The organism is Legionella steelei (assembly GCF_001468005.1).
Lineage (GTDB): Bacteria > Pseudomonadota > Gammaproteobacteria > Legionellales > Legionellaceae > Legionella > Legionella steelei.
Window position 1 is genome coordinate 820,792 of sequence record NZ_LNYY01000021.1, and the last position, 22,639, is coordinate 843,430.

The window sequence follows — 22,639 nt, forward strand, 5'->3', positions numbered from 1 at the left end:
TGCAACACTTCGATGTGATGCTTAATCAATTAACCCTGTGTTGTTACGCGAAGGATTTCAGCAAGTGAGGTATCGCCGGCCAGCACTCGCTGAAATCCATCATCGCGAATACTGGGAGTAGTGGGGCGTAAATGATTTTCCATTGTTTGTAAATTTTCATGACGATGAATCATTCCTCTTAATACCTCATCTATAGTAATCAGCTCATAAATCCCTGTTCTCCCCTTATAGCCTAAGTGATTACAGGCGTCACAGCCGTTGGGCTCAAAAACATTAGAAGTATCTGCGTCAGGAGCAAGTCCCATAAGCTCTTTTTCATCATCTCTCAATTGATGTGGTGTTTTACACTGATGGCATAATTTTCTGACCAGTCGTTGGGCGATGAGTCCAACAATACTTGAGGAGAGAAGGAATGATTCTACTCCCATATCGCGTAAACGGGTTAACGCGCCTAGTGCACTGTTTGTATGCAAAGTTGACAGTACTAAATGCCCGGTAAGACTCGCCTGCACGGCAATGTCAGCGGTTTCCAAATCACGGATTTCCCCAATCATAACGACATCGGGATCTTGCCTAAGAATTGCTCTCAAGCCTTTAGCAAAGGTCATCTGTACTTTAGTATTTACCTGCGTTTGTCCTATACCTTCAAGATCATATTCTATGGGATCCTCAATGGTTAGAATATTACGTGTGACTTCATTTAACTCGGTTAACATGGCATATAAGGACGTAGTCTTTCCAGAACCAGTTGGCCCAGTAACTAAAATAATGCCATGAGGCTCGGCAATCATTCGTCGCATGGCTTTCACAGTTGGCTCAGGCATACCGAGCAAATTTAAATCTAATTGAGCAGCCTGTTTGTCTAGAATCCTTAAAACGACACGTTCACCATGGTTAGAGGGGAGTGTTGAAACCCGGACGTCAATATTATGTCCACCAATACGCAGGGAAATACGGCCATCTTGTGGAATACGTTTTTCTGCAATATCTAATTTGGCCATAACTTTGACCCTGGAAATTACTAGGGGAGCTATAGCCCGTTGAATTTCTAAAACTTCATGTAAAACCCCATCAATTCGATTACGTACTAAGACCCGATCTTCATAAGTTTCAATATGAATATCAGAAGCTTTTTGCTTTATCGCCTGAGTAAATAATGCATTCAATAAGCGGATAATTGGTGCATCATCCTGATTTTCCAACAAATCTTCACTTACAGGTAGTTGGCTTGCAAGTAATGAAAGATCCATATCATCCTCCATTCCTCCAGCAGCTTCCAATATTGATGATTTTGATTGATACACATGAGCTAAATGTTGCTGAAACGCGGATTCATCAACTTGTTTTAAAGTAAATTCACATTGTAATAATCGTTTGATTTCGGCAAGTGCTTGTAAGGGCGTGTTAGATAAATAATAAACAAGAACATGACCATCACTCATTTCACTGGCAACAACAATCCCATGGTTTTTTGCAAAACTGTATGGGATTTTCAGTGATGTTTCTTCATGTTCCATAGTTTAGTTCGTTACTAATAAAGGTGGACGATTAAACGGTTTAGGTAATTCTGCTTGTTTTAAAGCAGGCATTACCGTTGCGTTATTACTTTGTAAAAATGCATCTTGTGATCTTATCCAATCCAGTTGGTATTGACGTACGCTATTATACTTTTCGCCAGTCATATGCATCGCATCTCGTTCATTACGTAAAATAATGGGTTTAATAAAGACCATCAGTACACGTTTTTCGCGAGAATTTACGTTACGTTTGAAAATGCGACCTATGCCTGGTATATCTCCCAACACAGGTATACGATTATCGTCATTACCCAGACTGTCTTGAGTTAATCCCCCTAGAACAACAATGTCACCACTGTCAACATGAACAGAAGTAACGATACTGCTAATTCTAAATGTTGGCGTGGTTGTATTTGGTGCAACAACTGGTGGGTCTAAAGTATCATTGCCCTGATCGATTTGCATTTGAATGCCTTGGCCACGCGTAATTTGAGGTCTGACATAAAGATGTAATGCAACGTTAACCCGATCAAAAGTGGTAAATGGTACGCCATTATTTGTTGTACCTCCCGCATTGGCAGGCTGAGTAGTGGATGCAATCGAAACCTGTTTACCTACCAGTATCTTAGCTTGACGATTATCAAGAACTACAACCGAAGGTGTTGATAAAATATTCGCTTTATTTTCTCTTGCCAAGGCATATATTTGCGCTTGAAAATCATCAAGTCTGGTCTTGCTATTAATTATAGCAAACCCAGGCCTAAAGCTGGCTGGTTTTCCTGTTTGTTGATTACTACCCCATTCTATACCTAGGTCATTAATGTCTGATTGATTTATCTCAGCGACAATGGCCTCAATGAGAATTTGCGCAGGCTTAATATCCAATTGGCTAATTACTTTTTTCAGAATTCGTATTACAGACGCTGGGGCATTAAGAATAATAGAATTTGTATTGGGCTCAGCAATAATTTGTACTGTTGGTTTTGTGGAGCCTTCATTTTGTGAGGTTGCTGACGTAGTATTTGCAGTCGCCCCAGGTGATGCCAATGGAGAGCCTCCTGCTGGATAAGGAGAAGTCGAACTCGGACTAGAGCTAGAGTTATTACTGTTGCTTACAAGATTGGAAGCAGGGTTAGTGCTGTCTAAAACGGGACGCGTGACTGTGCCAATAGTTGTTCCAACATTACCACTGAAGTTTGCTTGAGCAATACCGGCAAGAATGGGGACTAGGTCTTCTGCGCGGAGATAGTTCAGATAAACAACTTGAGTATTGGTGTTAAGACCCTCAGAGCTTTCTTTATCTAACTTTAATATTAACATTCTAAGACGTATTCTATCTGTTTTGGATCCGCTGATTAATAGAGAATTTGAGCGGTCATCAGCCGCTACAGTTAACTGAGTTCGAGCTCCTCCCATACTGGGTTGGGTTTTTACTAGATCTTTTAGAGTTGCGGCAATGTCCATTGCTAAAGAATGTCTTAAATGGACCATATCAATACCATTTGCGGTTGAGTTATCTACTTGTTTGATAATGTCTGCAAGACTATGAACATTGTTTGCTCTTCCTGAGAGGATGAGCATGTTTGAAGGGGCATATGCGGAGATACTACTCCATTGGGGCATTAACGGACGTAAAACAGGGACTAATTGTTCTGCTGGAACATAATGAACAGGCACAACAGCGACCATCATATCATCGCCTTGAGGCGGATGTTTTATTTCGTTCAGCAGATCAGGTGATTGGGTTTTCGCATCAATATTCGGAATAATTTTAATCACTGCACCACTGGGTATGGCAGCATAGCCCGATACTTGCAAAACGGAAAGGAAAACTTGATAGAGTTCGTTATTATTCATTGGTGTTGACGATACAATCGATATTTTCCCTTGAACACGAGGATCAATGACAAAGTTTTTTCCTGTAACGCGCGATACTTCAGCGATGACAGCTCGGATATCCGCGTTTCTTAAATTCCATATTTGACTATTTGGTGGCAGTGTTTCTGTTGGCTCACTTGAATTTTCAGATTGATTTGTTTGTACCGAGGGAGGTGTTTGATTTTGCTCATTATTTTTTTGATTTTTTTGAGCACTGATTTGTTGGGTTAGTTTATTCTGCAAATCACGCGCTTTAAGATAATCACTAATAGGACCGATTTGTACAAGATAAAGTTTTTTATCTGATAGATTCTTAATTGTTACATGTTCACTAACAAGACCAGATAGCTCTTTTTCACGTTGCTTTGCATCTTTTTCTAAATTAAATGCTCCTGCTTGCAGGTAAAAAATAGTATTCCCGTTCTTGGTTGTGGTGGAAATATTAATTTCGTTTGCATGAATTAATGCAGAGCAGATAAATGTTAAAATTATAATTACTATCGAGCGCATTGAAAAACCGCAAAATCATAAGTAAATAACATAATAACTAAATTTATAAACTTACCATAGCTTTTTTGACGAGTAACTGAAGGTATTTTGAAGCATTTTTCTATTTTGCTTCAAGATTATATTAATTGTTAAGAAATTAATGAAATACGATGCATAGTGCTTCTTTTTTTCTTCAAATTGATTTCTGAGTGTTCATATTTTATACAGAAAAAAAACTGCAGTCCCGGATCACTTAATGTTGATCCGGGACTCTCTCTTAACTAAGGATGGTGGGTATGTGTATGTGAATCATGCTGCTGATGATGTTGTTGTTGATGATGTTGTTGTTGATGATGGTGATTATTTTGGTATGGATTATGTACATGATGATGTGGCTGAAAGAAACCGTTATGATGGGCGCCTTGTACTACCGGAGTCGTAACAACTACTGTAGTGTGTGGTTGGGTAGTTGATTGATGGGCGTTTGGCTGATGTCCATGTGTTGTTCTTGAAGTCATATTATTTCACCCTAATTAAATTAAGAATTGAATTTTATTTATTGACGTGTACTGATGATAAAGAATATAAGTGTACATTTTAAGTATCATCCAAACGCATTATATGCAGAGAGTTTGGCAAATGTATATGGCTTTTCGAACACTATAAAATTTAAACACTATCAATGCATTAGCATAATGATGAGAAAAAGCCTTCTACATTTATATGTAGAAAGCTTTTGCAAATTTTAGGAAAAGGTTAAGGGCAATAAATTGTATCAATTACTTCTTCGAGATCGGCATTACTCGGATCATTTAAATCAAAGTTGCCATGAAGCTCTTCACCTGCTGAACTGATGTAGCACTTTTCAAAAAATCTTGATATCACTGCATTTTGTCTTCGAAGTACGAGTGATGGGAGGATTTCATCGGGATTAGGTAATAGAACCAAATGATTTTCTGATAAATCACCTGTACTTGTTTGGCCTCTGGTCACGAACAACGTTTTTGTATCTCTATCAAAAAATTTGGGCATGCGAATCTCCAGATGGATGAGTTGGTGATTACATACAACAATTTCAGTTGAACTTATAGTGCCGATTAAGCTCAATCAACTTTTGTACACGAATGTGATTACCCCGTCAACTGCATTAAGTTGAATGCGTTTTATTATGCAAATAATTGGGGTCTGGAAGACGATATTTTAATTGTACAATACCACAGCCAATATTCTTTGTATCCAAAAGCTCCAGTTCGACATCATTTTTTAGAGGGCCAAATAATGACCTGCCAGAACCGAGTAAAACGGGAATTAATGTAATGGTTAATTCATTAATGAGGCGCTCTGCAATGAACCTTTGAATGGTGAGTCCTCCATCAATGTAAAGGTGTTTCATTCCTTTTTTTACTAAGCGTTGCACGAGGGCAGTGGGCGTTTCAGACGATGAGGTAACGTAGTTTTGTAAGTGCTGAGGAATATTTATTGCTGTACTACTCATGACAATTACTGGAAGTGTTCCATATGGCCATTCAGCAAATGATAGGATTTGTTCAAAGGAATGCCTGCCCATGACCAATCCATCAACTGTCGAAATAAAGGCCTTATAACCACCATCCTCACCTTCAGGGACAATGGAGTTAACTTTCATCAGCCAATCAATAGAGCCGTCGTTTCGAGCAATAAATCCATCGACACTGGTAGCAATAAATACGGAACATTTGATGGACATTGTAGAATATCCTTGTGATTAATTTTGCAAAATATGCAGTAAAAAACGGATTCAATTCTGTTTAACTAACCAGAAAGAATATTACAAAAACAATGCTTAATATGCAGAGTAAAAAATTAATTTTTTGCCGTGTTAATAGTTTCAACAAAGTATAAAGAATAATACCGCCGCCAATCCCATCCGCAATAGATGCAGTAAAGGGGATCATCATAATTGTAACCATGCAGGGTGCTGTTTCACTAATATCATTTAATTTCATATCAGTAAGGTGTTTCATCATACAACATGCGACATAAAGAAGAGCGGGACCTACAGCAAAATTAGGGATCATTCGCGCTAAAGGTGAGAAAAATAACATGAGAATAAAACCGAGAGCAATGACGATTGCGGTAATACCACCACGTCCACCCGCTTCAATACCTGCCGCTGATTCAATATAAGGAGATGTACTTGCTGAGCCCAATAATCCCGCTACAGCTGAAGCTGCTGCATCCGCTATTAAGCAGTTACTCAGACGTTTCCCATAGTTTTTTTGTTGTTTGAATACTGATGGATTCAATAATCCGATCAATGTACCTGTTGCATCAAATACAGCAATTAAAAAAAAGGTGAAAGTGGCTTTTATGGCAAGCGCAGTATTTAGACCAGAAAAATCAAGTTTTAAAAAAGTAGCTTGCATGGAAGGGGGCATGGAAATTAATCCCTGCCAGGTGGACAAGCCCATTAACAAACTTAAAGCGGTAATACTCAGTATCCCAAGAATAATAGCTCCTGGTATTTGAAAATAATCCAAAGTCAGAATGAGAAGAAAACCTAAGAAAAATAATCCTGCTTCAGGCCGATTGATTTCACCTAGACGCATTAAATTATGGTTATCCGCTATAATAATTTGATTATTTTGTAAGGTAATTAACGCAATGAGCAGACTAATCCCTATCAAGATAGCAATTTGTAAATTATAGGGGATTGCTTCAATTAAAAGACGTCGCAGGCTGGTGAGCGACATAAAAAAGAATAAGACGCCCGAAAGAAAAACAATAGCTAAAGCCTGCTCCCAACGTATACCCATTCCTTGTACGACCGTGTAGGAAAAGAAGATATTTAAAGCCATACCCGGAGCAATACCGATGGGGGTGTTAGCAAAGAGGCCTGCGAGTAAACAGGCAAAAGCAGTAATAAGACAAGTAGCTGTAAATACTGCACCTTGATCCATCCCTGCATCATGCAGAATACTTGGGTTAATAAAGGCAATATACACCATTGTTAAAAAAGTGGTGATCCCTGCAATGATTTCAGTTCTTAGTGTCGTGTCTTTAAGAAAATAGGATTTTAACCGCTCCATAGTGTTTTATACTCTTATTTAAAAGTGAATTTAAAGACACTGGTTATCGCAATGTCATTAGTGAGTGATTTCTACTAAACATAACAAAAATTCAGTTTAAAGTATCTAGGGCTTGTTGTAATTTATATGCAAAAAACGCATCTTGAAAGCCTCACTGAAAACAATGAAGCAATGTTTCGCTAATCATCTTTTGCGTTTGTTTGCATAGACATTTTATTTAGTAGATGACGTCAACTTTTTTATCATGCGATAGTTTGTAAACATTGTGCCACGCAGTTCTTTAGTTTGTTTTGCTTTCGTAATGTACCCGCGACGCTCAAAAAATGGTTTAGCAGTGATACTGACATCTGAAAAGAGTGTAACAATTCCTAAGGTAATTGCTTTATGTTCACGTGCTTCTAATAATGCTTTTCCGATTCCTTGATTTTGATAGTCTTTATGAACATACCCTCGATTGAGATGGCCATTTTCTTCTAAGTCTGCAAATCCAATGATTTTATTATTTTCTAGAGCAATAGCTACAAAGGTGTAGTTTTTAGTAAGAGATTTTTGCCACTCGAACACATTCGGATTTTTAGGTGCCCATGCGTCAAGTTGCTCTTGGGTATAATCGGTGCAGTTAATATTGTGGACTGTATCATAAAAGAGTTGGCAGATTTCTTGTGTGTCGTTTGCTTCAAAAGCTCTAATATAAAATTTTTGATCTAGTGTCCTAAAGGCAGGATAAAACTCTAGGGGTTTTGCATCAGCCCAGAGTTTGTTCATTTCACAGAGTATATTCTCCGCCATTTGTTTTAAATGGGGTAATAAGTTAGTTTTGGATGCAACATGAATAAATGCCTGTAAACGTGATAAAACTCTCGGCCTTACCCAATTTTCTTTGATATCCCATAATGAGTTTTGAGGAGTAGGCCCTGAAGGGCCTACTCTGTCTTTTTCCAGAGTCGAATTAAGAAAGTGGAGGGTTTGTTGCAATAACCAGAAACCACAGGCCTCAGTATAGGCTTTAGCATAAGCTAAATCATCAGATGCTGCGGGAATAGTTCGTTTGAGTTCTTCTCGATAAATCATTTCAAGAGGGGCTATGACCTCCTCGGGTATGGCTTTGGCACACCAACACGTAGGCATGCTCATTCTAAGATAAGTTCCATCCAATAGGGCATTGCGTACAAAGGCCCATTCAAAATCAATGAGTTGCAAATCACGTGTTTCTTCGTGGTCAAAAACATTATCCGGGCAAATATCCCCATGAGTTAAAACAGTAAATGGACCTGGTGTGAGTAACGACTCAATCAGTGCAGTGGACTCATTAATGCATTCAGTTGTTAAAGTCAGATTGAGTTTTTTATTAATTGTGTGCAATTTTTCGAGTAAATCTGTACGAGTGAACTCCAAATCCTCTTGCAATGTTTCCGCACTCCCATGAATTTTATTTAGAATGGCTTCATACAGTTCTGTTTTAGCAAAACTTGCTGCATGGAAGCTCCCTAATGCGTGCATGAAGCGACCTAAAGCCCGAATCGCTTTATCACGGTAGGGGAGTGTCAATGCATCAACCAAACTTATATGTGGTGCTCCTAAATCTTCGATGAGAATAAATCGATACTCTTTATCACCGCCATAAAAGCGTGGGACATTATGCATGCTTTGATGAATTTCGTTTGCAAACTCAAGACCAGCCCAATCGCGGGCAAATCGTGCGTATGCCTCTTTATCATCGGCTTCTGATTCTTCAGGTAATGATTGTTTGAAAATAATGCTTTGGGGAATAGAGCTCAATGTACTTTGGAGCATAATTCGTAACACAACATTTCGGCGCTCTGGCTCGCTTAAAAACTTTAAAGAAACAATTTCAACTTCTACTTTAAAAAGTTGTTGTAGTATTTGAGTAACCTTTTCCAGTATCACTGGATTGATTGTTTGTTGTGTACCCATATTATTTAAGCCTTAGCGTAACGTTTTCAGCAGGATCAGATAATCTTTATCTTCACTATATTCAGTGTGTTCAAATCCGGCTTTTTCATAACAGTGAATTGCTTGGTAATTATTAATTGCAGGATCAACGACAACAGCACGAAACGTGTTAGGTAGATTCTCTGTAAAAATATCCAACATGTGTTTGCCTAATCCTTTACCGCGATTATCGCCTGCTGCAATAAAGAGATCCACTCCTGCCAATTCATTCGGTTGATACTTTTGAAATAAAGCATTCTTGGTATGTGAAATACCTTCAGGGAGATGATCTTTGAAACAATAATATTGAATAAAGCCTATTGCTTGTTTATCCAAGTAAACAATAAAACTAGGAACATTATCTTGACCATAAATTCTTGGTAAGTACTTCTTCGTTACCATGTCAAGGGACCAAACCATACCTCGAGCATACCATCGATTAATGTTCGGCTCCTGAAACCAGTGGTAAAGAAGGTTGATATCCTGTTCATGTAATGGTTTAAAATTGAAGGAGCTTTGATGATTCATAGGGATATTACTTTTTAATAGTTTTTTTCTTCTTAGGCATGGGTACTTCGGATGCCGTAATTTGAAAGAGATGAGTCAACCATTCATTTTCATCCCATAATTCAGCTGAGATGAATAAATAGGGCTTTGCACCTGGATAGGGAATGCCTTCAATGTAGTTATTAATAAATGTTTTACCCGCATGAGTGGGTTTAACAAATAATTGATCATCACAAACTAAAGCAATGACTTTGTTGTCGCAATAAATGGCATACTCACCAAACATTTTTTTCGCATATACGATTCCTGCTGTTGCAGTTTGGTCAATGATAAAATCAACGGTACTTTGTTTGGAGGCCATGACTCATTCCTGTGCTTATCTCGTTTTACAATGATGCCAGATATTTGATGTTGCTACTACAAAATCTAAGCTTACTGGTAGTCAAAAAAATAGCCTGGGTGAAGGCTTATGGATAGAGACGGATTGAGGAAATCCTCCAAATGCAAATGGCTAAAGTTTAAGAGATAGGTATCCTTAGAATATTTATGGGGAGGTCCGGGACGGATCCCTGTATAAAAGAAACAGATTGGCGTTTATCACTACAATAAATGGTTGGCTTATTATTTGCGAGTGGGGTTTTTCTAAGAGCCTTATCAGATAGAATCGTTGTAAATAAGCTTTCGTGGTCCAGCTGCTTTCCACAGTGGCAAGTAGGTTGGGTATTTTGACCCAACCATCGATGGTGAGTTTAGATTTGAGGTCGCGGCTACTACTTAACTAGCTCAGTGACTCGCGTTCATTGATGTTAAAGCAGTTTTTTCCAGTTCGGCTCTTTCTGTTTCTAAAGTTGCGAGCTCCTTGACTAAGCCATCACGTTTGAGTTTTTTAGCCCAAATTAGGTGATGCGTTTTATCAGAAATATCAACAACTTCTTTTTCAATAGCACGAATTTGTTTCACAGTAAGGTTCTCTGGACGACGGTAGAATGCATAAAGTTGCATACAGATCTTCTCAATTTTCTCCACCTCACTTAGGTTTTCACTACCAGGCTTGGTGTGGAAATCAATGACACAACACTCGGTGACGCGTACGTTGTTCATATGAAGAAAAGATCCTAATGCACGATAAATAGAGTTGTTACGAATAAATACAGGAATGAGCGGGTTATCCACACTCCAGAAACCATCTAGTCGAAGAACACGAATAGCTGCATTATTCTTCACTGCAAGCTTGGCTGCTCCGTCATAGACTCTGTGTGGCTCTTGGCCTATTTTTGCAAGATTACCTTGAGGGAAGAGTGCTAAGCAGCCTTTTTCTCTAAGTATTTGCCCAGCTTTTTCTAGTGCTTCGGCATTAGCCGATCGCCCATCACTACTTTTACTTGCTTTAGATTTTATTGTTATCGCTTGAAACATATCCAGAAAAGTACGGACTCCGGGTATCTTATCATAGTCATCTGTGGCAAAAACATGAGGTGGTATGCCTTCCATTTTTGAGGCAACAACAGCTCCGTCCACTAGACCAGTTCGATGTGGTCCTACTGCAATGATTTGACCTTCATAGTCGGTAATCTTTATATCGTCGCTTTTGGTATGCAACAAGTCCGTCGTAGTCTTTATTAAACCGGATATTATACGAGCAGAGCGGCTTTCATAGTTAAGGCGATTACGAGACTCAAAGTATCTTGCAAGTAAATACGTGAGTGTAGCGAGCGCAAAAAGTAGGTACAAAAGATTATAAGCACTCGATGAAGTGTCATTATCATTATGTAGATCTAAATGAGAACCAAGTCCAGGCATGTTTATTACTCCTTTAATAACTATATATCAGCCAGAAGATTGCATTTTAAGTAGGTTGAGTTATTTTGACCCAACATTTTATCTTATATATCTTGTTGCAGAGTTTCAACAGTTACAGAGTTGGTGTTAGGCGCTTTTTCTTTAAAGGTGTTTCCCAAGATTGGGAAGATGCATGTTTTCGGGATAAATTTGATTTTGATGGTGGCTATGGGTGGACTCGAACCACCGACCTCAGCATTATGAGTGCCGCGCTCTAACCGGCTGAGCTACATAGCCACAAGAGGCGTGATTTTGTCGTTTTAATGGAAAGTTGTCAAGTCTGTTAATCTATTTTTTTTGATTTTTTTCTGATTATAAGTAAAGTGGGCTTTTATCGTGCTTTTTTATAATTTTTTTATACAACCCATTAAGACAAAAGGGCTAGCCCAAGTGTTGTGCCTGGGGCGGGATTGTAGGCGTTAGGTAATTCGTTGACAAAACTAAATAACCGTAGGCTGGACTGCTAAGCCCTGCATTAACAACACCAATATCTTTCTTAAGAACAATGGATAAGTATTTGTTAATTGGTCTTACAGAGATGGATTTTGTGAATAGACATTTTGGAGAATTAATTCAGCGCGTGCTGGGCTTAACAGCCCAGCCTACACTTGCTGACGTAGCCGGATTATGTTGCGCTAATCCGGGGCTACAAAGTACTTAAAATTAGATAATCAATAAGTACATAGCGCCTGGTCCACGTAATATTTGAACCAACAATTCTTGTTTTTTCTGTTGCGCAACTTGTTGTAGCGATTTAACGTCTTTAACTGGAGTTTTATTAGCAGAGATAATAATGTCCCCAGGTCTTAAACCTGCACGCCATCCTGCACTTGTTTCTGAAGCGCCGACGACTTGTACGCCGATCACATTACCGTGAGGAGGGGTTTCTTGTTCAAAGCTTTTTAATGCCAGTCCGTAAAGGAAAGGATTTTCTGATTGAAGCTTTTGTTCATGAGATTTAATGTCGGTTACGACTGCATCCAAGGTGATTGTCTTGCCATCACGTTGTACCATCATTTTAACATTGGAGCCGACGCGTAAGAGACTAATGGTTGTTTTGACCTGAGTCGCTTGCGTGATTTTTGTATTGTTAATTTGGGTAATGATATCGCCCGCTTTTAAACCAGCACGTTCAGCAGGCGAGTTTGGATTAACCTGTGATACCAACGCACCTTGAAAATCTTCAGCATATCCTAATGAATGGGCAAGTTCTGGCGTGAGATGTTGAACAAATATACCCATTAAGCCACGATGAATTGAGCCAAATTTAATTATTTGTTGGGCAACATCTTTTGCCATGTTGATGGGTATGGCAAAACCAATTCCCACGTTACCGCCATAAGGAGAAAGAATTGCAGTATTAATTCCGATCAACTCCCCTTTTGTATTAACCAGCGCACCACCAGAATTACCTGGGTTAATTGCTGCGTCAGTTTGAATAAAGTTTTCTACGCCTTCAATATTTAAATCACTGCGTTTTAATGCGCTGACAATACCAAATGTTGCAGACTGGCTGTTGCCAAAACTGTTTAAACCGAAAGGATTACCAATAGCCACTACAAAATCACCAACTTGCAGTTGATCCGAATCACCTATAGGCAGGGATTTTAAATTGGTAGCAGTAATTTTTAATATGGCTAAATCAGTTTCACTATCACTACCGATCAGTTTTGCTTTTAAACGTCGACCATCTTGTAACGTAATGGTAACAAGATTCGCATTACGAATTACGTGATCATTAGTTATGATGATCCCGTTTTGCGCATCAACAATGACACCAGAGCCTATGCTTTCAAATTTACGTCCTTTTTCAGAATTTGGTCCTTGCTTTTTGTTGTTTTGAGCTTCACTAGGAGGTAAATAGCCTTGTACTGCAACATTGACAATCGCAGGCATAATGTTTTTTAGAGCCGGAGCCAAACTGGGCATAGGCGTAGGGGAAGGGGCTGCTGCTTCGTTTGCCGCATAAGTTGATGAGGCTGTTACAAGAAGCAGGGTACTTATAATGAATTTGATATGTTTTATCATAATTATTAGTCCTGAGGTTGATCATTAAACCAGATTAAGGTAGCTATTCTACCTGTTTGTGATGTTCTTCGATAGGAATACAACTCATTTTTTAACTCAAAAGTACATAATCCAGACTGATATACAGCTTTAATGCCTCTTTTAGTTAAAACAATTTCAGCGATAAGGGGTAAATTAGCCAACCATTTTCCATTTACAGGTTTGAATGCTTGTTTACTTAAAGGATAAGTATCGGTAAACGTTTGGTATACCTCTTCGCCAACTTCATAACATTTTTGACAAATTGATGGGCCTATCCAGGCTATTATATCAGATGTCAGACTGTTCATTTTATCAAGGGTATGTTCAATAATTCCATGAGCTAATCCTTTCCAGCCAGCATGAACCGCTGCAATTTCAGTGCCTTGTACATTAGAAAGCATGATGGGCAGGCAGTCGGCAGTAAGAATAACTAAAGGGTGATTCATAGAGCGGGATATGGAAGCATCCGCATTTCGATTCGGATCCTCTTCGGCAATAACACAATGAGTACCATGTGTTTGATGTAACCATTGGGGCTCGCCAGGCAGGTGCAACACCTCTATAAGCTGCTGTCGGTTTTGCAACACGTGCTGATCGTTATCACCCACATTCAAACCCATATTATTGCTGTCATAAGGTGCTTGGCTATACCCTGATAGACGAGTTGTGCTCAAGGCGGTGATATTTTTTGGCGCAGGCCAATTTGCTAGGTTATTCTTCATAATGCTCGTCCAATGTGTTAAGAAGAAGTTGAAAGTCATCAGGCATTGGTGCTGTAAACGTCAACTCATTTTCTGTTTGTGGATGATAAAATGAGAGTGTACGTGCATGCAGTGCCTGTCTTTTAAAATCTTGGATTAGAGTGCGTAACTGCTCCGTCGCATGAGCTGGAACACGCATCCGACCACCATAAAGCGAGTCTCCAACAACAGGATGATTGATATAAGACAAATGAACTCTGATTTGATGAGTGCGTCCAGTCATCAGCTGGACATCCAGTAAAGTAAAATCTTGATATTGTTTTTTTACTGCATAATGAGTTACTGCTTGTCTACCGTGCTCTTGCACGGCCATTTTTAACCGATTTCGTGGGTGTCGACCAAAACCAGTATCAATCGTACCACCTGAAATAATATGCCCTTGTACCAAAGTAATATAATGACGTTGAATATCGCGTGCCTGCATTTGGCGTATTAGAGCAGTATGTGCCGGTAATGTTTTTGCCACGACTAAAAGACCGGTTGTATCTTTATCTAAGCGATGAATAATGCCTGCTCTAGGTAAATGGTGTAAGGAAGGGGCATGGTGTAACAAAGCATTTACTAAAGTATGCTCTCTATTTCCCGCGCCTGGATGAACGACCATGTTTGCAGGTTTGTTGAGTACTAAAATGTCGTCATCTTCATAAACAATACTTAAAGGAATTTGTTCAGGGGCACAATGATTAAAATCATTATCTATTAACGTGAAATTGACATTGACCTCAATGTAATCCCCGTCCAACGCCTTGTCTTTAGGCTTACATGGTTTCTGATTGAGTGTTATTGTACCGCTTTTAATCCAATTGCTAATTTGTGAACGCGAATAATCAGGGAGTAGGTGGGCGAGTACACTGTCAATACGTTGATTATGGTACTCGCGTGGAACCGTTAATTGTTTGTGAATATGCTCTATCATTAAATTGTTTCAATCTCAACTTCGCTGAGACGCCCTCGTAATGAATTAGGTAAGGCATCATTGATTTGCACATTGACGAATTGACCTATTAAATGAGCTGGGCCATCAAAATTCACAACTCGATTGCATTCAGTGCGCCCGGACAGTTGTTGGGAGTCTTTTTTAGAATGGCCAGTAACTAATATTTTTTGTGTACTGCCAACCATCGATTGGCTATAACGAGAAGCGTTTAGTACTAGTCTATTTTGTAATATCTGCAGCCGTTGTTTTTTCACTTCCAATGGGGTGTCATCAGGCAAATTCGCTGCTGGTGTACCCGGTCTTGGACTATAAATAAAACTAAAAGAGGTATCGAAACCAATTTCATGAACCAAATCCATAGTGTCTTGAAAATCTTTATCTGTTTCTCCAGGGAAACCAACGATAATGTCTGTAGATAAACGAATATCAGGGCGTACTTTACGTAATTTTCTAATCTTGGATTTGAATTCCAACGCTGTATAGCCTCGTTTCATCAAACCTAAAATGCGGTCAGAACCGCTTTGTACCGGCAGATGTAAATGATTTGCCAATTCCGGTACTTCTGCATAAGCGTTAATTAAATTATCTGAGAATGCCAAAGGATGTGAGGTTGTAAAACGAATTCTATCTATACCTTCTATAGCAGCAAGATAATGAATTAAAAGTGCCAGGTCAGCGATATCACCATGTTCCATCACGCCTCGGTAATCATTAACATTTTGTCCTAATAAATTGATTTCTCTAACACCTTGTGTGGCCAATTGATAACACTCAGCAAGTACATCATCAAAAGGGCGACTAATTTCAGTACCACGGGTATAAGGGACAACACAGAAACTGCAGTATTTACTACAACCTTCCATAATCGAGACAAATGCAGTTGGACCTTCGGCTCTTGGTGGCGGTAAATGGTCAAATTTTTCAATTTCAGGGAAGCTGATATCAACCACGGGTTTTTTCTTTTCTGCACGCTCATTGAGCAATGCTGGAAGTCTGTGTAGGGTTTGAGGGCCAAAAACGATATCGACAAATGGGGCTCTTTTAATGATTGCCTCACCTTCTTGGCTTGCAACGCAGCCACCGACACCAATAACCACATGTGGGTTTTTTGCTTTATATTCACGCCATTGTCCCAATTGGGAAAAAACTTTTTCTTGTGCTTTTTCACGAATAGAGCATGTATTAAGCAATATTACATCTGCCTCTTCTAGATGCTCCGTTTTGACTAAGCCATGTGATTGCTGCAAAACTTCTGCCATTTTAGTTGAATCGTATTCATTCATTTGGCAGCCGTTGGTCTTGATGTATAGTTTTTTAGCCATATCAAATCTACTTTAAAAAATGTATTTGAGTGCATGCATAATCTGCGACAGGAAAACCTGAGTTTCGCTTTGCTGCACCCAGGTTATTATACCCCAGGAAGTCACGTATTATTCCATTAATGTACACTTTGGCAATAAGTTTCTTTAATTTTTGGTAAAATAATTAGCGCAATAAGCATTCCTATAGGAAGAATAGCAAGTCCGGTATAGTACGCTTCTAATGGATATATTCGAACATTTCCATTCAGTTCTCCTTGCCACATCCTATCCAGGACGAAACCAATAAGTGGCTGTGCTAATGCAATGCCTATCATATTCATCATGTTCATAAAGCTTAAACCGGTAGCGACATATTTTTTATTGCATAATTCTTTGGCTACAGTAAATGCAGGTAAAAAACCTGCGGAAAATATACCAAATGCAAACAACAAAATTTCCATATATATTGCATTATTAATTGGGGCAAAAATAAAAATCGTAGAGCAGATAAGCGCACCAATGCATCCAATGTACATAGGTGGTTTGCGTAAGCCAATACGATTCGAAAATATTCCCCATAATGGACTAGCAATTGCCCAGCCGATGAAAACTAAGGAAATATAGTTTGCTGCAGTTGTTTTGGTGATCATCATTTTAGTCATTAGGAAAGGAACACCCCACAGCCCACAGAAAACAGGAGTGGCCATATACATTAACCCCCCATAGCAAGCAACCAACCAAAGTTGCTTATTTTTTATTAGCGTTAATAAACTGGGGATTAGGTGTTCTTCTTCGATAGGATGTTGATGGGCAATTTCATGATTCTTAGGAGTATCTTTAGCAATGATGCTAATTAAAACAGCAAGAACAAGACCAATAGTCCCCATAATGAGCATGCTATGGCGCCAGCCAAAACTATCAACTAATAATGCTAACGGTGCTTCACCACCAATTGCTCCTAACATTCCTATGGTAACCATAAGACCCGTCAGCAGAGCAAAACGTTGAGCAGGGAACCAATTTGCAGCGAGTTTCATCGTACCTACAGCTGCAAAGGCTGAACCAAAACCTATCATCAAGCGTGCGACACACGCCATAAAAAAGTTATTGGTCATTCCAAAGGCGATAGTGCTTATTGCACAAACAATAGTCGCTAGTGTTAACAATCGTTGTGGACCAAAATAGTCCATTAATACGCCACCAGGTAATTGCATCGCTGCATAAGAATAAAAATAGACACCAGATAGAATTCCTAATGTTTGACTGGTAACTGAGAAATCTCTCATTAATTCGTTACTCATAACACTAGGGGATACTTGTAAAAGACATTCATAAAAGTAAAATAAACAACCCAAGCCCCATACCATCCAAGGCATTATCGACTGCATCCCAAAGCTAACTGCTGATTCGGATCGTGTATTGTAATGTGCCATGCTTTTATCATTCTCCAAATTCATCTACATGGATTGATTTTGTATTACTACTTTGGCATAAAATAAGCGCTTAGCATTATTTTGACCAATTATTCTGAAACATTCTTCAATCGAAAAAGATGTCCAGATGTAGCCTACTCAACCCGCACTTTTTTGTAAGAGCTCAAGCCCTATTCATTGAGTAGCTGTAATTTGGCGCAATCTGCGCTCAAATCCAACTGTTTCCCGAGATTCAAGCAAACGGTTACTTTTTTCTGACCATAGCGTACTCTATGCAGTTTTTTAAATCACGAAGTCAACGGGCAACGTTATCATACAAATATATAAATTTCACCATGTAAAATATTAACAGTTTGTCTATAATTTGTCTATTGCTCGTTTGGGTCATCAGTAGGATCAATGATAACACGAGTACCTTTCATGCCATCACCGGGTAGATCAACAAACTCTTCATTTAGCCAACGTGCGTCTTCAATGAACATTCTAATGCAACCATGACTTGCTCTAAAACCTGGCACATCATAACTTCCATGTAATGCATAACCTCTAAAGAAATGCATGCAATAGGGCATTAGCGCACCTCCATCATTGCCATCAGCTCTTCTCGGGAATACCGTAGATACGCAATCTATATCTTGTTTACGCACAATACGAAATGAACCTGTAGGTGTACCACAACCACCTATGACCCCTGGACACTTTCCTATCCCCGAAGAAATTGGCCCCCACCAAAGTAATTCTCCATCTTGATCATAGGCAGCCCAAGCCAATTTTTTTTGGCTTACATAAATTGTTTTCTCTCCTTCAGAGTCAATATACCGTGGAAAGGGAGAAACGTCATAGATAGTTAAGCGATCGATATTTTTAGGTACAGCAATCGTCATTCCGGAGCGCAATGAAATATTCATGCGATTAATTCGTCGAACCATATCTCGTTCTTCAGTATTAGGAAATAGTTTTTCCCAGCTTTCACCATTTTTAACTTTCATACAAAAATAATCAGGTGAATTACATAAAGTTTCACCATATCGCGTATAGGAAAAAGCGAATTGGCTGGCCGTTAGTAAGGCAATTGAGACGGTCATTGATATCATAATTTTCATAACATGATCTCAATTTGAGTCGTTGTACTCTCTATAGCGACACTTTTAAAAATAACTTTAAATTTGATGAGCTCTATTTTTATGCTAGTTCTTGATAATGCGAGTTGGAATGAAAACCAGCATTTCGATGTTAATTAATGTTAAGTAAAAAAGGATATTGAGTAAAAAGCTAGCATTTATAGGGAGAAATAATAAGGATAATCCTTAGTGAAAAAATGAGAAAACAACGATAAGATTAAAAAAATTCAGGAGAAACTCATCTGGTGTTAGCTGCCTTTAGATAAAAAACACAAACCCTTGTAAATTGGGGGCAATGAGTTGAAGCATTTGGCCTAACAACTCAAGGATCTGTGTTTTTTAATTAATTGTTAACCCAGAAACGGCATAATTGCAAAATGTCTCATAATTTCTTCTGCTCTGATTCCATATAGACCTGTAGCACCTGGAATACCTACAGTAGTTAGAGCACCATTAGCTGTGTCAAAAACTGGAGCTGCTGCTGCACCTACACCCCATGCTGTAGCAGATGCTGTAACAGCTGAAGCTGGAGTTCCAGCTCCAGTAACAAGAAGTGCTATGTTAGCATAAGCTGTAGTAGGAGGAGTGAAGGATACTGCTGTTGCTGTAGTTGCAGGAACTGTTGTGGTAGTCACACTGTCATAAACTACAGTTGAAACAGTACCGATTGATGTTTTAAGAGGTGTTACTGCTACTGAAGTAATACCAGTACAAGAAGTTGAACTATGGGTATTTGAAGCAGACCATTTGACAGTTACTGTACCATAATAAGCAACTGTTGCAGTAGTTGAGCATGGTCCTGTACTGTCTGATACTACTACAGAAATACTCGAAGCTGTACTTCCTGGGTAGCCTGAAGAGGAGTCGGCATTCCCGAGACCATTAATTATGACGAGTTGTCCACTTGTAACACCAGCTGCAAAAACAGAGCTTGATGCGAATAAGGCAACTACAAGGGTGGATTTTAAAAAGGTTTGTTTTAATTGTTCCATTTAAATAGTCTTCCTTTGATTGATGTTTAAACAACAAAACGTGGAATATACAGCAACCACTCGTGGTAAAGTCTAGCATAAAATTGCAAATCTGCAGTAATTTTTAAAATAAAGTTTTGTAGTTATTTCAGTGAGTTGACCCTATTGATTTAAATGATGGTAGGCTTATGTTGACTCAATGCCAATAATGACGGTTAAGGGATACTAGGTGGTGTTTTTGTAGCCTGGGTGCAGTGCAGCGGAACCCTGGAATGATGTAATACGGCACCCGGGTTCCGCTGCGCTGCACCCAGGTACAATGCTTATTAAGTTTCAGTATCTATAATTAAGAGAGCGATGAGTCAGACTCTAGATTATCGGGGCTTATTCTTTGCCATGCCTCATGCAACTGTGCAAGCAATGAATTAGATTGTGTCAGCAGCTCTTTGTCATTATTAAGGTTGGCTTTTAATAACAAAAACTCAATATGTCCGTATAATTGGAGTAAATTTTCCGCTATTTCCCCGCCTTGTTCACGGTTTAGGCTGGTTTTTAAACCTTCAATAATACTTAATGCTTTACTAATGTGCTCTCCTTTTTCTTGAATTTCATTGCGATCAATATTGCCTTGAGCTGTAGCAATATGAGTTCGTGCACCTTGCAGCAATAAATTAATTAATTCATGTGGAGAGGCTGTATCAATACGAGTCTGTAGTTCAATGGTTTTATATTGATTTATAACTTGTTGATAGGGTTTTTTCATTAATGATGCTCCAATTATTTGGTTTTCAATTTGGGTAGGTTCGACAAGATTTGAGTCAGTGTATTGCTGGTGTTTTGCATCTGTGAAATTAAGAGATCCACAGCATTCCATTGCTTATAGTATCTTTTTTCTAGAGTAATGCTGCGTTCGTTAATGCGTATTTGCATTTCATCTAATTGTTTTGCTTGATCGTTTAAACGGTCTATTCGTTCTTCAATTTCGCCATCATCATCCACCAAGGAGTCTAAATAGCCATCGATCAATGAGGCTAAACCATCGCTAACGATAATTTGGCCTCGATTTCCCACTAATCCTGAAAGCACGTCGATCGATAATGTACTGAAATCGCCTGTACCATTTAGAGTAACTCCATCTGGGGAGTTGGCTAAAATGCCACCTATAGTCCCTGACATACTTACCCCAGGAGTATATTCGCTCAATATAACATCATATGAACCTGCAGCGACCTCAGTGTCTAAAGAGTTGAGTTTAATATTAGGATCAGTCGCTGTAATTTGTTTTGCAAATAAGTTACCTATAGCTTGATAATTATTATCAATGGCCTCATTCAACATATCCGGGTCAATTTGTAATAAACCATGTTTATCGGAGGTAATACCTAAGTCAGCGAGACTTTGGATTGGTCCAACAGAAGTTAATGGGCTGGTGGCCAAGTTATATAAGTTGGTTTTTAACTCTCTAAGCTTACTGTCACCTTGTAACACGCCTTTTTTTCTGGTCTGCATATCGAAACCAGTTAAGTTGGTGATGAATTTCATAAAATCATTATATTTTTTGACGAAATCATTAATTAAGCCTTTGGCATGCTCTACATCTTTTTTTACAGTTAAAGTTACTGTTGTTGCTGGATCAGCTTGTTGTAGATCAAGAGTGATTCCTGATATCGCTCCTTCAATTTGATTGCTGTTTTCATTTAGAACTAATCCATTAATTTTTACTAGGCTGTTTTGCGCGGCCATGGTTTGAGTTAACTGAGTATTGCTTGTTGTTGGGTCATAATTTAAAGCAGTCAAGCTGCCTGTAATTTGCATCGCATAATTCTCACCTGTTTCTGATGAGGTTAGGGTTAATCTTGAGCCAAGGCTATCTTGCACAATCGATGCCGTAACACCTGCGTTCGCAGCGTTAATTGCATCGCAAACCGCAGTGAGACTGTCATTTCCTGAAGCTATATTAATTGTTACAGGAGGAACTGTTGTATTTTGCGTGAACGTTGTATTGCTGTTGCTGTATGTGCCAAAGTTAATGGTGATACTGCCACTACCCACAGCAGTAGTGCTGTTGGCGAAATAAGCACTGGCAAGGCTTTGTGCTTGAGCTAATTGTTGAACTTGTATTTGATATAAACCATCAACTGCAACCCCTGTTCCTGTAACTGATGCAGCAACATATCCGGTTTCATTGATTGTACAATTCATTTGATTAAATTCACTAGCAAAAGATAGGGAGTTAAGACTCGTTTGAAAGGTTGATATGGCACTTTTTAATTGCCCAAATGCAGACAATTCAGTAGCGACTGAATTAAGTTTTTTATCATGTTTTAGCTGAATTGACATGAGATCTGCTTTCACCATCCCTTCAACCATTGCTTTAATGTCTAAACCTGATCCAATACCTGGCGTTGATAGACCCATAGCATTCCCTTTTCTGTTTTAATAATTTCCTCTGAAATTACATTTTATCCATAAATTGCATCAAACATGTTTATCTATAGAACCACTAATTATCCCATCAAGCAAGTGTAGTAAATGCAAATATTCGTCTGAGGGTATTTTGCGAATTATCTTTGCCGAGATTTTGTCAGTGACAATAGTTTGCAGAAGACCAGTGGCATTATCTATGGCTTGTTTCGAATCAATATCCAAATTAAGATCCGATGTGGCGCATTTGGTCACAGGCTTAATGTTTTTGTCCTTTAATTTGGCTGAATCTGTCTGTAGCAATTTATTATTTGCTGGAGGAATCGATTCCATAGTCATTTTTTACTCCTTTCCCTTGATTTGTATCTTTAATCATTGGGATACAAATAAG

General features: G+C 38.8%; 20 protein-coding genes and 1 tRNA gene. 1 reads left to right on the forward strand and 20 read right to left on the reverse strand.

Going from position 1 to position 22,639, the window contains the following annotated elements; translation table 11 throughout:
• Window positions 1-29 precede the first annotated feature (29 nt).
• The gene (gene lspE / locus Lste_RS18165) at window positions 30-1,517 is read right to left on the reverse strand and encodes a GspE family T2SS ATPase variant LspE (RefSeq protein WP_058512384.1); all 1,488 of its coding nucleotides are present in this window, start codon (window positions 1,515-1,517) and stop codon (window positions 30-32) included.
• A 3-nt stretch (window positions 1,518-1,520) separates the two neighbouring features.
• Entirely contained in the window at window positions 1,521-3,905 is a 2,385-nt protein-coding gene (lspD, locus tag Lste_RS18170; RefSeq protein WP_058512385.1) for a GspD family T2SS secretin variant LspD, read from the reverse strand.
• Window positions 3,906-4,140: 235 nt separating this feature from the next.
• Between lspD and Lste_RS19225 the strand changes: the two genes are divergently transcribed.
• On the forward strand, window positions 4,141-4,326 hold the full coding sequence (locus Lste_RS19225) for a hypothetical protein (protein WP_157070794.1): 186 nt from the start codon (window positions 4,141-4,143) through the stop codon (window positions 4,324-4,326).
• A 314-nt stretch (window positions 4,327-4,640) separates the two neighbouring features.
• On the opposite strand, the gene Lste_RS18175 is transcribed toward Lste_RS19225, so the two are convergent.
• From Lste_RS18175 to Lste_RS18260, 18 genes are all read right to left on the reverse strand, one after another.
• Window positions 4,641-4,916, reverse strand: a complete 276-nt coding sequence (locus tag Lste_RS18175) for a hypothetical protein (protein ID WP_058512386.1) — start codon at window positions 4,914-4,916, stop codon at window positions 4,641-4,643.
• A gap of 115 nt (window positions 4,917-5,031) precedes the next feature.
• On the reverse strand, window positions 5,032-5,610 hold the full coding sequence (locus Lste_RS18180) for a dihydrofolate reductase family protein (RefSeq protein WP_058512387.1): 579 nt from the start codon (window positions 5,608-5,610) through the stop codon (window positions 5,032-5,034).
• A gap of 61 nt (window positions 5,611-5,671) precedes the next feature.
• A complete protein-coding gene (locus Lste_RS18185) occupies window positions 5,672-6,952 on the reverse strand; it encodes an NCS2 family permease (protein ID WP_058512388.1) in 1,281 nt (426 codons plus the stop codon).
• A gap of 213 nt (window positions 6,953-7,165) precedes the next feature.
• Entirely contained in the window at window positions 7,166-8,887 is a 1,722-nt protein-coding gene (locus Lste_RS19015) for a GNAT family N-acetyltransferase (RefSeq protein ID WP_237760526.1), read from the reverse strand.
• Window positions 8,888-8,899: 12 nt separating this feature from the next.
• Complete coding sequence (locus tag Lste_RS18195) at window positions 8,900-9,433, reverse strand: GNAT family N-acetyltransferase (protein WP_058512389.1); 534 nt, start codon at window positions 9,431-9,433, stop codon at window positions 8,900-8,902.
• Between the two features lie 7 nt (window positions 9,434-9,440).
• On the reverse strand, window positions 9,441-9,773 hold the full coding sequence (locus Lste_RS18200) for a TfoX/Sxy family protein (protein ID WP_058512390.1): 333 nt from the start codon (window positions 9,771-9,773) through the stop codon (window positions 9,441-9,443).
• Window positions 9,774-10,195: 422 nt separating this feature from the next.
• Complete coding sequence (locus Lste_RS18205; protein ID WP_058512391.1) at window positions 10,196-11,212, reverse strand: lysophospholipid acyltransferase family protein; 1,017 nt, start codon at window positions 11,210-11,212, stop codon at window positions 10,196-10,198.
• A 199-nt stretch (window positions 11,213-11,411) separates the two neighbouring features.
• A tRNA-Met gene (locus Lste_RS18210) sits at window positions 11,412-11,488 on the reverse strand.
• A 426-nt stretch (window positions 11,489-11,914) separates the two neighbouring features.
• Window positions 11,915-13,279 (reverse strand): Do family serine endopeptidase, encoded by a 1,365-nt coding sequence (locus tag Lste_RS18215; RefSeq protein ID WP_058512392.1) that lies wholly within the window; start codon window positions 13,277-13,279, stop codon window positions 11,915-11,917.
• A 5-nt stretch (window positions 13,280-13,284) separates the two neighbouring features.
• Entirely contained in the window at window positions 13,285-14,022 is a 738-nt protein-coding gene (gene pgeF, locus Lste_RS18220; RefSeq protein WP_058512393.1) for a peptidoglycan editing factor PgeF, read from the reverse strand.
• Entirely contained in the window at window positions 14,012-14,977 is a 966-nt protein-coding gene (gene rluD, locus Lste_RS18225; protein ID WP_058512394.1) for a 23S rRNA pseudouridine(1911/1915/1917) synthase RluD, read from the reverse strand. The genes pgeF and rluD overlap by 11 nt, the downstream gene beginning before the upstream one ends.
• Window positions 14,977-16,320, reverse strand: a complete 1,344-nt coding sequence (miaB, locus tag Lste_RS18230; protein ID WP_058512395.1) for a tRNA (N6-isopentenyl adenosine(37)-C2)-methylthiotransferase MiaB — start codon at window positions 16,318-16,320, stop codon at window positions 14,977-14,979. Before miaB ends, rluD begins: the two co-directional genes overlap by 1 nt.
• Before the next feature lie 116 nt (window positions 16,321-16,436).
• On the reverse strand, window positions 16,437-17,732 hold the full coding sequence (locus tag Lste_RS18235) for an MFS transporter (RefSeq protein WP_058512396.1): 1,296 nt from the start codon (window positions 17,730-17,732) through the stop codon (window positions 16,437-16,439).
• A 368-nt stretch (window positions 17,733-18,100) separates the two neighbouring features.
• Window positions 18,101-18,835 carry a L,D-transpeptidase gene (locus Lste_RS18240; RefSeq protein WP_058512397.1) on the reverse strand — a complete coding sequence of 245 codons (735 nt, stop codon included), beginning with the start codon at window positions 18,833-18,835 and terminating at the stop codon, window positions 18,101-18,103.
• 368 nt (window positions 18,836-19,203) lie between these two features.
• Entirely contained in the window at window positions 19,204-19,845 is a 642-nt protein-coding gene (locus tag Lste_RS18245; protein WP_058512398.1) for a hypothetical protein, read from the reverse strand.
• Between the two features lie 325 nt (window positions 19,846-20,170).
• Window positions 20,171-20,587: a flagellar export chaperone FliS gene (gene fliS, locus Lste_RS18250; protein ID WP_058512399.1), complete on the reverse strand. Its 417-nt coding sequence runs from the start codon at window positions 20,585-20,587 to the stop codon at window positions 20,171-20,173.
• A gap of 14 nt (window positions 20,588-20,601) precedes the next feature.
• Entirely contained in the window at window positions 20,602-22,242 is a 1,641-nt protein-coding gene (gene fliD, locus Lste_RS18255; RefSeq protein ID WP_058512400.1) for a flagellar filament capping protein FliD, read from the reverse strand.
• A 60-nt stretch (window positions 22,243-22,302) separates the two neighbouring features.
• Window positions 22,303-22,587, reverse strand: coding sequence for a hypothetical protein (locus Lste_RS18260; protein WP_058512401.1), 285 nt, complete (start codon window positions 22,585-22,587; stop codon window positions 22,303-22,305).
• Window positions 22,588-22,639 lie beyond the last annotated feature (52 nt).